The 12356-nt window shown below is 59.2% G+C and carries 12 protein-coding genes; 7 read left to right on the top strand and 5 right to left on the bottom strand.

From position 1 onward, the window contains the following. Nucleotides 1-3: 3 nt before the first annotated feature. Both xth and SIB92_RS18065 read right to left on the bottom strand, forming a co-directional pair. Nucleotides 4-792: an exodeoxyribonuclease III gene (gene xth, locus SIB92_RS18070; RefSeq protein WP_412553350.1), complete on the bottom strand. Its 789-nt coding sequence runs from the start codon at nucleotides 790-792 to the stop codon at nucleotides 4-6. A gap of 288 nt (nucleotides 793-1080) precedes the next feature. Continuing rightward, nucleotides 1081-1767, bottom strand: a complete 687-nt coding sequence (locus SIB92_RS18065) for a response regulator transcription factor (protein ID WP_294116027.1) — start codon at nucleotides 1765-1767, stop codon at nucleotides 1081-1083. Between the two features lie 163 nt (nucleotides 1768-1930). Here SIB92_RS18065 and ribA point away from each other — a divergent pair, with 163 nt between their 5' ends. Both ribA and SIB92_RS18055 read left to right on the top strand, forming a co-directional pair. Beyond that, nucleotides 1931-3022: a GTP cyclohydrolase II gene (gene ribA, locus SIB92_RS18060; RefSeq protein ID WP_412553349.1), complete on the top strand. Its 1092-nt coding sequence runs from the start codon at nucleotides 1931-1933 to the stop codon at nucleotides 3020-3022. Then, entirely contained in the window at nucleotides 3019-3519 is a 501-nt protein-coding gene (locus SIB92_RS18055) for a L,D-transpeptidase family protein (RefSeq protein ID WP_412553348.1), read from the top strand. Before ribA ends, SIB92_RS18055 begins: the two co-directional genes overlap by 4 nt. Here the strand turns inward: SIB92_RS18055 and SIB92_RS18050 are convergent. Both SIB92_RS18050 and SIB92_RS18045 read right to left on the bottom strand, forming a co-directional pair. Continuing rightward, on the bottom strand, nucleotides 3516-4166 hold the full coding sequence (locus SIB92_RS18050) for a YggS family pyridoxal phosphate-dependent enzyme (protein WP_412553347.1): 651 nt from the start codon (nucleotides 4164-4166) through the stop codon (nucleotides 3516-3518). The genes SIB92_RS18055 and SIB92_RS18050 overlap by 4 nt on opposite strands. A gap of 107 nt (nucleotides 4167-4273) precedes the next feature. Next, on the bottom strand, nucleotides 4274-5197 hold the full coding sequence (locus SIB92_RS18045; protein WP_412553346.1) for a porin: 924 nt from the start codon (nucleotides 5195-5197) through the stop codon (nucleotides 4274-4276). A 311-nt stretch (nucleotides 5198-5508) separates the two neighbouring features. Between SIB92_RS18045 and SIB92_RS18040 the strand changes: the two genes are divergently transcribed. After that, nucleotides 5509-5985, top strand: coding sequence for a DUF3576 domain-containing protein (locus tag SIB92_RS18040; protein ID WP_412553345.1), 477 nt, complete (start codon nucleotides 5509-5511; stop codon nucleotides 5983-5985). Between the two features lie 55 nt (nucleotides 5986-6040). On the opposite strand, the gene SIB92_RS18035 is transcribed toward SIB92_RS18040, so the two are convergent. After that, a complete protein-coding gene (locus SIB92_RS18035) occupies nucleotides 6041-7303 on the bottom strand; it encodes a glycosyltransferase family 4 protein (RefSeq protein ID WP_412553344.1) in 1263 nt (420 codons plus the stop codon). Between the two features lie 188 nt (nucleotides 7304-7491). Between SIB92_RS18035 and leuS the strand changes: the two genes are divergently transcribed. The 4 genes from leuS to SIB92_RS18015 all read left to right on the top strand — a co-directional run bounded on the left by leuS (nucleotide 7492) and on the right by SIB92_RS18015 (nucleotide 12303). After that, the gene (leuS, locus tag SIB92_RS18030; RefSeq protein ID WP_412553343.1) at nucleotides 7492-10104 is read left to right on the top strand and encodes a leucine--tRNA ligase; all 2613 of its coding nucleotides are present in this window, start codon (nucleotides 7492-7494) and stop codon (nucleotides 10102-10104) included. Further along, entirely contained in the window at nucleotides 10091-10597 is a 507-nt protein-coding gene (gene lptE / locus SIB92_RS18025) for an LPS assembly lipoprotein LptE (RefSeq protein ID WP_412553342.1), read from the top strand. The genes leuS and lptE overlap by 14 nt, the downstream gene beginning before the upstream one ends. Further along, complete coding sequence (gene holA / locus SIB92_RS18020) at nucleotides 10594-11625, top strand: DNA polymerase III subunit delta (protein WP_412553341.1); 1032 nt, start codon at nucleotides 10594-10596, stop codon at nucleotides 11623-11625. The genes lptE and holA overlap by 4 nt, the downstream gene beginning before the upstream one ends. A gap of 87 nt (nucleotides 11626-11712) precedes the next feature. Further along, nucleotides 11713-12303, top strand: a complete 591-nt coding sequence (locus SIB92_RS18015; protein ID WP_412553340.1) for a glutathione S-transferase family protein — start codon at nucleotides 11713-11715, stop codon at nucleotides 12301-12303. Nucleotides 12304-12356 lie beyond the last annotated feature (53 nt).

The following is a 12356-nucleotide window of genomic DNA, read 5'->3' as shown; positions in this document are numbered from 1 at the left end:
GTCTTACAGATCAAAGGTCGCAAAGACCGGCGCGTGATCCGAGGGTTTCTCCCACCCACGGGCGTCCCGCAACACGCGGCTGGAGTGGCCCGCGTTGGAGATATCACCAGTGGCCCAGATGTGGTCGAGACGGCGGCCTTTGTCAGCCGCGTCCCAATCCCGCGCACGGTAGGACCACCAGCTGTAGAGGTTGCCCTCAGGAATGTCCTGACGCGTGATGTCGACCCAGCCACCAGCGTCTTGGGTTTCCGCCAGCTTTTCCACCTCGATGGGGGTGTGGCTGACCACCTTCAGAAGCTTTTTGTGATCCCAAACGTCATCCTCGCGCGGCGCAATGTTCAGGTCGCCCACCATGATCGATTTCTTGAGCTGTTCTTTGCGGAACCAGTCGCGCATGTCCGCAAGGTAGTCGAGCTTCTGGCCAAACTTCTCGTTCTTTTCACGGTCCGGCACATCGCCGCCTGCGGGCACATAGAAATTATGCACGGTTACGCCGTTTTCCAGCGTGCCTGCAATGTGGCGGGCATGGCCGAGGTCGGCAAAGTCTTCGCTGCCCGCTTCGACCATTGGGATCTTGGAGAAGATCGCCACGCCGTTGTAGCCCTTTTGGCCGCGCGCCACCATGTGGGTGTAGCCCAGTTCGGCAAAGGCCTCGGTTGGAATTTTGTCCACCGGGCTTTTGCATTCCTGCAGGCAGAGCACGTCGGGCGCCTCCTCTTGCATGAGCTTGAGCACAATTGGCTCGCGCAGGCGCACCGAGTTGATGTTCCAGGTGGCAAGGGTGAAAGACATGTGGCGCGCTCCCGTTTTGTTCTCCTCGCGACCCTAGCCATGTGGGCGCAGAGTGCCAATGCGAAATCCTGCGCATTTGGGGGAATGTAAGATGCGGGAGAAAAAAGCGCCCGAGCCGGAGCTCGGGCCAGTCCAACAGGGAGGTTCATGTCATTACCCGGACATGGGCGGGAACTCTTAGGTCACTTGTAAATGATGTGTCTCAGATATTGCTTTGATCCACATCAACGTAACATATTTAGTATCTCCGCGCCGGTTCCAAAGGGCGGCACGGAGAAATCGGCAAGATTATGCCACTAGGCGGTAGCCACCGGACTCTGTGATCAGCAGGCGGGCGTTGGAGGGATCCGGCTCGATCTTCTGACGCAGGCGGTAGATGTGGGTCTCCAGCGTGTGGGTCGTGACACCAGCGTTGTACCCCCAGACTTCGTGGAGCAGCACATCGCGGGCCACAACACCTTCGGTAGCGCGATAGAGAAACTTCAGGATGTTTGTCTCTTTTTCGGTCAGCCGCACCTTGCTTTCATCCTCGCGGATCAGGAGCTTCATGGAGGGCTTGAAGGTGTATGGCCCAAGCTGGAATACCGCGTCCTCGGACTGCTCATGTTGACGCAGCTGCGCACGAATCCGCGCAAGCAGGACGGGAAACTTAAAGGGCTTGGTCACGTAATCGTTGGCACCCGAATCGAGGCCCAGAATCGTATCCGCGTCGCTGTCGTGACCGGTCAGCATCAGGATTGGGCTTTTCACGCCCTGTTTGCGCATCAGACGGCAGAGCTCACGACCATCGGTGTCCGGCAGGCCCACATCCAGGATAATGATGTCATAGAGACCTTCTTTGACGCGGCCCATGGCCTCAGCGCCGTTGCCGGCTTCAAACACGTCGAAATCCTCGGTCATCACAAGTTGCTCCGAGAGCGCCTCGCGCAGATCTTCGTCGTCATCTACCAGCAGGATCTTTTTCAACTGTGCCATGTGCGTCTCTCCGTAATGCGTTGCTTGGTAGCCATGTGAGGGGACTTCACGGCCAGAACAAGAATTGCTGCAATCTGCTCACGCCCTCGTGTTTCAGCACCACCAAATGTTTCATATTGCTGCAGAAGAGGCTACATGGGATTGGCTGAAGACTGAGGTTCGCATGAGTTTTGCCCCTGACATTATCGAGCGATTGGCCCGCGCGCGGGCAGATCTGCGCATGGGTGTGCCAATTGTGCTGACCGGTACCGGGACGCCTTTGCTGGTGCTGGCTGCAGAAACGCTCACCGCTGAACGGCTGGCGGATGTGCGGGCGCTGGGGGCGACACCGGATCTGACGCTGACCGCGCGGCGAGCGGAGACGCTCAAGGCGCGGGCCTATGACGGCGATATTGCGCGGGTGGCGCTGCCTATTGATGCAGACCTGCACTGGATCAAAGGCATTGTCAGCCCGGAAGATGATCTGAAGACACCGATGAAAGGCCCGCTGGCCACCGCGCGTACCGGCGACGCGGAGTTGCACCGCGCGGCGGTGAAGCTGGTGAAGTCGGCGCAGTTGTTGCCTGCGGCGTTGACCGTGGAACTGAGCGCAGCAGGTGATTTTGCCTTGGAACATGGGCTGACGGTGATCCCATCTGCATTGGCGGCCCCACATTTGGCAGCCACCAGCCCCCTGCATCCGGTGGTGCACGCGCGCCTGCCCATGGCGGCAGCCGAGGCAGGGCGGTTGCATATTTTCCGGCCTGAAGACGGCGGAGCGGAGCACTACGCGATTGAGATCGGTCGACCAGATCGAGACGCGCCAGTGCTGGCGCGGCTGCATTCGGCCTGTTTCACCGGGGATGTGCTGGGCAGCTTAAAATGTGACTGTGGTCCGCAGTTGCACGCAGCGCTTGGGCACATGGGGGCTGAGGGCAACGGCGTATTGCTGTACCTCAACCAGGAAGGCCGCGGCATTGGCCTGGCGAACAAAATGCGGGCCTATTCCCTACAGGATCAGGGGTTTGACACGGTAGAGGCCAATCACCGTTTGGGCTTTGAGGATGATGAACGCGACTTCCGGATTGGGGCCAAAATCCTGCAGGAGATGGGGTTCTCCTCTGTGCGTTTACTGACCAACAACCCACGCAAGATTGCCATGATGGAAAATGCCGGAGTGGCGGTCGCGGAGCGGGTGGCGCTGAAAGTGGGCGAGAATGCGCACAATCAGGCGTATTTGGCGACCAAAGCGCAGAAGTCAGGACATATGCTGTGAGCCCACATGATCTGGTTCTGACCCCGCGCGGGGTGCGCTTTATGGGGCGGTATTTCCCCTGCAGCATTGGCAAAGGCGGCATCCGAAGAGACAAGCGTGAGGGGGATGGCGCGACGCCGGTTGGCGTGCATCAGATTACCGGCCTGCTCTATCGCGCCGACCGACTTGTGCAGCCTGCGCCCTGGGCCACGGCCATTGGCAAGGATGATCTGTGGTCCGATGCCTCCGAGGATCTGGACTACAACCAGATGGTGCGCGCGCCATATGGTCCGAGCCATGAAAAACTGCGACGGGCGGATCCGCTGTATGATGTGATCCTGCTGACCGATTGGAACTGGCCGCAGGCGCAGGCCGGCAAAGGATCGGCCATTTTCCTGCATCAATGGCGGCGGCCAGGCTATCCGACCGAAGGCTGTATTGCTTTTGATCGCAGGCACTTACACTGGATCGCGCCCCGGGCAGCGCCGGGCACGCGAGTGATCGTGAAACCTAACTAGTAATCGCGTGCGCCAAAAATTGCAGAGCCGACCCGCAAATGGGTGGCGCCGAGCGCCACGGCGCGTTCGTAGTCACCGCTCATGCCCATAGACAAACCAGCAAGACCATTGCGGGCGGCCAGTTTGGCAAGCAGCGCAAAATGCAAAGATGGCTCTTCATCCACAGGCGGGATGCACATCAGGCCGACAACCGGCAGGTCCATCGCGCGGCAGTCGGCGACAAAACTGTCCACATCCGCCAGCAGCACGCCGGATTTCTGCTCTTCCTCGCCGGTGTTGACCTGAATGAACAGCTCGGGACAAGTGCCTTCTTCCTGCGCGAGACGAGCCAGGGTTTTGGCCAACTTGGGGCGGTCAAGTGAGTGGATGGCGGTGAACAGACCCAGCGCCTGACGGGCCTTGTTGGTTTGCAACGGCCCCAGCAGATGCACCTCGGCATCCGGATAGGTTTCGCGGAAGGTCGGCCATTTGCCAGCGGCTTCCTGCACCTGGTTTTCCCCAAACAAGCGGTGGCCTTGCTTCAGCACCGCCTCAACCACGTCATCGGGCTGGCGTTTGCTGACCGCGATCAGTTTGGTGTCGCCAGCGGGACGCCCGGCGGCGGTTTCAGCTTTGGCAATGCGGCTTTGAATTTCGGAGAGCGACATGGGCAGGCCTTCTGTTGGTACTGCCCCCGCAAAAACCATGGTTTTGCACAAAAAGAAAGGGGCAGGCTCTTGCGAGCCCGCCCCAAAGACTTGACGTCTATCAGCTATTAGAAGCTGAAGGTCACGCCTGCGTCTGCCTGGGTGTTGCCAGCGGAGTTGGAACCAACGCCTGCTGCCAGGGAAACGCCGCCACCCAGGGAGTGGCTGTAGCCGATGCCGTAGGAGGTGTCGAGGGCTGCGCCGCCGCCACCGGATACGAATGCGGAGATGGAGCCAGCTGCGGAAACAGCGTATGCACCGGAGATACCGTACATGGTGTCGTTAACGGTGTCGTTGTCACCAACCAGAACAGCGTAGGAGAAGTCGCCGAAGGAGCCGTCAGCACCGATCGCCCACTGGGAACCAGCGTTGGCGTTTGCGGAAGCGTTGTCACCGTACATTGCACCGATGCGGTGTGCACCGAAGCTGTAGCCGGCACCGATCTGCCATGCTTCGTCAGAACCCGCGATGTTGGTGTCGTTCAGGGTGTAGGACGCGTTTACGGTGAAGTCAGCTACAGAGTACAGAGCTTTGATGGTCTGAACGCTGCGGCCGGTGTTGCCGAAGCCACGCTTTTCGAAGCCGGAGAAGTTTGCTGCCTGGTCCAGGAAACCAGTGTAGCCAACGCCGTAGCCGCCCCAGTTCACAACGTCGCCGGAGTCGAATACGTCGGAAACGTGACCCGCGTCAACGCGGAAGCCGCCGGTGGATACTGCGAAGCCAGCTGCGCCTGCGCCGCCGGTTGCGCCTGCACCGTTGTTGCCGGCGTCGTCAGCCTGCCAACGGATACGGCCTTCGAACTTAACGCCACCGTCAGTTTCGGTAACGCCGTTCACGGTCAGACGGAAGCGGTGATCCAGAACGGTGTCGTTGTTCACGTTGCCTTCGTCATATACAACACCCAAACGGCCGGAGCCGGACCAGGTCAGTTCTGCTGCTGCCATGCCCGCGGTTGCGATCAGTGCAGTCGAAGCGAAGAGAATCTTTTTCATGATTTTTCCCTCGGATTTCCAATTCATGCGCCCAACCCGGAGAATCCCTGATTGGGTATGCCGTAGTCTCTCGCTCTTTTCGGGGTGTTTTGGCAAGCACGGCGCGAAGGTTTAAGAGAAGATGACCAGACGTGGTGCAGACATGTCACAGTCGGATTTCCCAAGCAAAAAACCGCCGATACATTAACCAATCCGCAGGCTTGCGCCATTTCACTGCCGCGTGAGGCTCCCCCTTATATATAGCGCAAGACTCTTGCCCAACGCCCAGTGGTTGGCTAGGACGGGTACAAACCACGTCTTGAGGCAGTTTTATGGAACTTCACCGTCGCCCCGTCCTGCTGGCCGCTCTTGTTGCTGCGCTGTCTCTCAGCGCCTGCGGCAACCGGGACAAAAACCCAACTGGCCTTTTGGCAGACGGCCGCACCACCGAATACAGTCAGGAACGTGAGACCATCTGGGACATCTTTGGTCCGGACAATTCAGATGAGACCGTTCGGGTGAACAAATACCTCTGGGCGGCGTCGATGGAAGTTCTGGACTTCCTGCCGATTCAGACCGTGGACCCGTTCAGCGGCGTGATCTCCACCGGTTATGGCACCCCTCCGGGCGGTGGGCGGTCCTACCGCGCCACAATTTATATCCGTGATTCTTCACTCGACGCGCGCTCTCTGAATGTGGCGCTGCAATCCAGCGGCGGACGGGCGGTGCCGGAAAGCACGGCGCGCGCGGTTGAGGATGCGATTCTCACGCGAGCGCGGCAGATCCGGATTGCAGATCGCAAGATCTGACCTGACGCCCAGGAATTTTCGAAAGCCGCAGTTTTGGGACTGCGGCTTTTTTGATTCAGCTGCGCAACGCGCCCGGGGGCATATCGTACAGCTTCTGAATCCACTCCAGTTGCCTGGGCAAGCAGCAGCTTTGCAGATCATAGTTCTCTACGGCATAGGCACGGGAGGCTTTGGCCATCTCGGCGCACATGTCGGGATCATCCAGCACGGTGCAGATTTCTTCGATCATGCGTTCGCCTTCAAAGAAGGGGAACAGGCGGCCGGTTTCACCGTGGGTGATGACCTCGGTCACAGGGGCGGTATCGCTGGCAACAATCGGCGCGCCAATGGCCATGGCCTCCATGAGCGACCAACTGAGTACAAAGGGATAGGTCAGATAGACATGCGCCTTGCTGATTTGCAGCATGGAGAGGAACTGGTCGTAGGGCACTTTGCCCAGGAAATGTACGCGCTCCCAGTTGGGCGTTGAAATTTTGCCGCGCACTTCGTCGATGTAGATCTGCTTCCAGGTTTGGCCTTTCGGTGGGGCCGCACCGTAGCTCACCTCATCCCCGCCAACGATAAGCACACGGGCGTTGGGGCGCTGTTTGAGCAATTCCGGCAGCGCCCGCATAAAGACGTGGTATCCGCGGTAGGGCTCCAGGTTGCGGTTCACAAAGGTGATGACCTCGTCCTCACGGGTCAGAACCGTGCCATCCTCCAAAGCAAGTGAGGCGTCCGGATTCGGCTTCACCACGTCGGTGTCGATGCCGTCGTGAATCACGCTGATGATGTCTTTGTATTCCGGCGGGAAGGTATTCGCCTGAAAATGGGTTGGACTGATGCCAAGGTCCGCAGACTGATGATGCATCATATTGTTGAGGTTCTTCAGCCGCAGGCGGATGGAATCAGTGTCGGCATTGCGCTTGGGGAATTCCGGATCAAAATGCGTGTCGGAGTCATGAAGCGCATAATAAAGCTCGCAATAGAGACCAATGCGTGCGGTGGGCCAGAGATCGCGCAAAAACATCGACTCACCCCAGCCCGGATGGGCGACAATCACATCCGGCGTGTAGCCTTCCTGATCGCGGAGATTGCGCGCGGCGGCGTAGCAGGCTTCGGCGCGCAGGACTTTGGTTTCAAAATCCACCATCCACGGGTGCAAGCCCTGCGCCGGTTTGCGTTTGATTTGATAGGGGTAGAGTTCCACCCCTTGCCAGGTGCCACGTTGTTTGGCGCGCAGGGTGATTGATCGCACGTCATGGCCGCGCGCAACCAACTCCGGTGCCAGATGTTTGAACTGTCCGGGGAAATTCTGGTGAATGAAGAGGATTTTCACGCCAACAACCTGTCTCAAATATTCTTGTTAGAGGTGTATAGCGCGAAAATAGGCCACCGTAAGCCATGTGATAGGTCAAATTGCGGCGCTTGTGACTGGACCAAGGCGCGCGGGCGGCCTATCACCTTGCGCAACCCGCGCCACGCTTTTGAAGTGGCTGACACGAATAAATGAAAAGGTGCCACCGCATGTCGCGCTATAGCCCCGCAGAGATTGAAGCCCGCTGGCAAGAGGCCTGGGCCAAGACCGAGACCTTCAAGGCCGTTCGGGATGAGAGCAAGCCCAAGTACTATGTGCTGGAGATGTTCCCCTACCCGTCCGGCAAGCTGCATATGGGGCACGTGCGCAACTACACCATGGGGGACGTGATCGCGCGCTACAAAATCTCCACCGGGCACAATGTGTTGCACCCGATGGGGTTTGACGCGTTTGGCATGCCAGCGGAAAACGCGGCGATGGCCTCTGGCGGCCACCCGAAGGATTGGACCTACTCCAACATCGACACGATGGTTGAGCAGATGAAGCCCTTGGGGCTGTCGCTGGACTGGTCGCGCATGTTTGCCACCTGTGACGAAGATTATTACGGGCAGCAGCAGGCGTTGTTCCTTGATTTCCTTGAGAAAGGTCTGGTTTACCGCAAGAATGCGGTGGTGAACTGGGACCCGGTCGACATGACCGTGCTCGCCAACGAGCAGGTGGAGAACGGTCGCGGCTGGCGCTCTGGTGCGCTGGTGGAGCGGCGCGAGCTGACGCAGTGGTTCTTCAAGATTTCCGACTATTCCGACGAGTTGCTGACCGCGCTGGACGGGTTGGACAACTGGCCTGCGAAAGTACGTTTGATGCAGGAAAACTGGATCGGCAAGTCGCGCGGGTTGGAGTTTGGCTTTGAACGTGAGGATGGCGGCGAGGCGATCACCGTTTATACGACTCGTCCCGACACGCTGATGGGCGCGTCGTTTGTGGGAATTTCGCCGGATCACCCGATTGCCAAAGAATTGGAAGCGGCGAATCCTGAGGTCGCGGCGTTTGTGGCGGAGTGCCGCAAAGGCGGCACGACGGAAGAGGCGATCGAGACTGCCGAGAAGCTGGGCTATGACACCGGCATTCGTGTGAAGCACCCGCTGAACCCTGAGTGGGAGCTACCGGTTTGGATCGCGAACTTCATTCTGATGGACTATGGCACCGGTGCGATCTTTGCCTGCCCGGCGCATGACCAGCGGGATTTGGACTTCTGCCGCAAATATGACCTGCCGGTCGTGGACACTTTCTTTGCCATTGGTGACGAGACACCGGTGGAAAACACCGCGTTTGTGCCGGGCAAAGAAGAAAAGGTGAAATGGGTGAACCATTTTGCTGGTCTGGATGAGGCCACCGGTCAGGAAGCCATCGATGTGACCATCGATTTTGCCGAAAAAGCCGGTTGGGGCAAAGGTGTGACCAACTTCCGCCTGCGCGACTGGGGCCTGAGCCGTCAGCGCTATTGGGGTTGCCCGATTCCGGTGGTGCATTGTAATGACTGCGGCGTGGTGCCGGAGAAGAAAGAGAACCTGCCCATTGCCCTGCCCTACGATGAAGACGGCAAGGCGATTGATTTCTCGGTGCCCGGCAACCCGCTCGACCGTCACCCAAGCTGGCGTGATTGTTCCTGCCCGAATTGCGGTGCGCCTGCGAAGCGAGAAACCGACACCATGGACACCTTTGTGGACAGTTCCTGGTACTTTGCACGGTTCACCGCGCCAAAGGCCGACACACCGACCTCCATGGCGGATGCCGAATACTGGATGAACGTCGATCAGTATATCGGCGGTATTGAACACGCGATTTTGCACCTGCTCTATTCGCGTTTCTTTGCGCGGGCGATGCACATTTGTGGCCACCTGCCGGAAAGTGCAAAAGAGCCGTTTGACGCGCTGTTCACGCAGGGCATGGTGACCCACGAAATCTACCAAACCACTGGTTCAAACGGGCGTCCTGTTTATCACCTGCCGGAAGACATTATTTGGAAAGACGGCTCACCATTTGTCGAGGAAAGCGCGACTGTTGCGGGTGAACAAATAACTGTGGGCGGTGAACCCGTGACAGTGCCTGTGGAAGTAATTCCTTCTGCAAAGATGTCCAAGTCCAAGAAGAATGTAGTGGATCCAGTCACTATCATCGAAAGCTTTGGCGCCGACACCGCGCGTTGGTTTGTGCTGTCTGACAGCCCGCCCGAGCGCGATGTGGAGTGGACCGCCTCCGGTGCGGAAGCGGCTTACAAGCACCTGACCCGTGTTTGGAACCTCTGTGACAAGATTGGCGAGATGGAAGACGGTGCCAAGGGCCAAGGAGACGACGAGTTGCTGCGCGAGACCCACAAGGCGATCCGCGACGTAACGCTGGGTGTGGAAAGCTTTGGCTTCAACGCATCCATCGCGAAGCTCTATGCTTTCACCAACACCATCGCCAAGTCCAAGGCGGGTAAAGCCGCCAAGCGCGCGGCGATCATGACCTTGGCGCAATTGATGTCGCCAATGACACCACACCTCGCGGAAGACATCTGGGCACACCAAGGCGGCGAAGGCCTGATCGTGAACGCGCCATGGCCAGTGGCCGATGAGGCAATGTTGGTTGAGGCCAACGTGACCTTGCCGATCCAGATCAACGGCAAACGTCGCGGCGAGATCACCGTGGCCAAAGACCTGCCAAAAGAAGAGGTTGAAAAGCTGGCGCTGGCGCATGAAGCTGTTGTCCGAGCGCTGGATGGGGCCCAGCCCAAGAAGATGATTGTTGTCCCCGGTCGGATTGTGAATGTCGTCGTTTAACCGCCGCTTCTTTTTGTTGTCTGCAGCCGCGTTGGGGGGCACCTCCCTGAGCGGCTGTGGATTTGAGCCCGTCTATGGCACGGATGGGGCGGCGTCGATGCTGCTCAACAATGTGCTGGTGGATGAGCCCAAGGCCAATGAAAGCTACCTGTTGGTGCGCGAGCTGGAGAACCGTTTGGGGCAACCCGGTGGCGCGCCGCAGTTTGGCTTGTCTCTGGCGATGAACCTGGATGAGCAGGGTGTCGGCCGGACCTCGGCGCAAGTGACCAACCGCTATGACGTGGTGGGCTCGGTGACTTATGCGTTGCGCGGGATGGACAACAAAGAAGTGCTGACCACCGGCAAGGTGTCGAGCTTCACCAGCTATTCCGCGAGCGGCAGCACTGTATCCGAACTGGCGGCGCGCGATGACGCCTATGAGCGGCTGATGGTGATCCTGGCGGATCGGATTGTGGTCGATCTGCAGGCCTATGCGGTGTCTGAGGCGGCATGAAGCTTTCTGCGCGTGACGCCAATCGTTACTTCGGCAATCCGGAACCGGATCGCACCGGCCTATTGATCTACGGGCCGGACGCGATGCGCGTGGCGCTAAAACGCCAAGAGGTGATTGCCGCTTTGATTGGCCCACAGGGCGAAGAGGAAATGCGGCTGACGCGCATCCCCGGCGCGGATTTGCGCAAAGACAAAGCCGCGGTGCTGGATGCCATCAAAGAAGTGAGCTTCTTCCCCGGACCGCGCGTGGTTTTTGTCGAAGGTGCGACGGACGCTGGTGCTCCGGCGATTCTGAGCGCGTTGGAGGACTGGGCCGAAGGTGATGCGCAGATTGTGGTGACCGCCGGGCAACTCAAAGCCAGCTCCAAGATGCGCAAGGCATTTGAAACCCATCGCAATGCCTATGCGGTCGGGATTTACAACGATCCACCCAGCCGTGAAGAAATCGAGGCCGATTTGAAGGCCGCCGGGCTGGGCAATGTTGAACATGAGGCGATGACCGACCTGTTCAATCTGGCGCGCGAGCTGGACCCCGGCGATTTCCGGCAGACCTGTGAAAAGCTAGCGCTTTATAAGTTCAAAGATGACCTGCCGGTGACCTCCGAGGATGTGGCAGCCTGTGCGCCTGTGTCCACCGAGGCGGCGCTGGATGACATTTTGAACATCGTGGCCGAAGGGCGTGCGCGGGAGATTGGCCCGGTGCTGCGCAAGCTGGAAGCACAAGGTGTGAACCCTGTTTTGCTGATCATCTCGGCCACTCGGCATTTCCGGGCGCTCTATGGCGCGGCGGCGGACCCCGGTGGAGCAGCCGCAGGGATTGCCCGAATGCGCCCGCCGATCTTTGGACCCCGCCGGGATCGCATGGTGCGGCAGGCGTCGAGCTGGGGCGCGCCCAAGCTGGAGCAGGCGCTGACCGGCCTGACCGACACCGACTTGCAGCTGCGGTCCGCCGGACAGCGCGCGCCGGAGATGGCGCTGGTGGAGCGGCTGTTCTTGCGGCTGGCGATGCTGGGCCAGCGCGGGCGGTAACGCGCGACGAGGCGTCACGACAGCACGCGGCGCTTGTTTCATGAGAGTTCGGCGGGCAGTCTCCCCTCAATGAGCAGGGAGGATGCCATGTATGAAGTGATCGGAAGCCCCACCAGCCGCGCGTTCCGGGTGGTTTGGATGTTGGAAGAACTGGGCCAGCCTTACAAGCTGTCGCCGGAAAAGCCGCATTCCGAGGTGGTGAGCGCGCTCAACCCTTCTGGCAAAATTCCAATTCTGAAAGATGGTGATGCGGCGATCATCGACAGCACCGCAATCCTGACTTATCTGGCGGATAAACATGGCGCGCTGACCTACCCGGCTGGCACCATCGCGCGGGCGCATCAGGACAGTTTTACGCAGCAGATCCTGGATGAGATTGAAGCGGCGCTTTGGACCGCGAGCCGTCACAACTTCATCCTGCCAGACGAGCGCAAGGTGCCTGCGGTGAAAGAGACGCTGATGTGGGAATACAGCCGTGGGCTCAAAAACGTGCTGCGGCGTCGGCAGGGGACCTATCTGATGGGCGAAGAGATGACCGTGCCGGATATCATCCTGACCCATTGCGCGACTTGGGCCAAGTTTGAGGGCTTTCCAACCGACAATGAAGAGCTGCTTGGCTACATCAAGGTCACGCGGGGGCGTGAGGCGTTTCAGCGGCTGTTGCCGAAGAAAAAGTGAGGGGCCAGCCCCTCTTGGCCTGCGGCCAATTCACCCCGGGATATTTGGGGAAT

This window comes from Shimia sp. MIT1388 (assembly GCF_047124445.1).
Classification (GTDB): Bacteria; Pseudomonadota; Alphaproteobacteria; order Rhodobacterales; family Rhodobacteraceae; genus Shimia.
The sequence above is the reverse complement of the archived record's forward strand: the minus strand, read 5'-3'. Positions and strand labels throughout refer to the sequence as shown.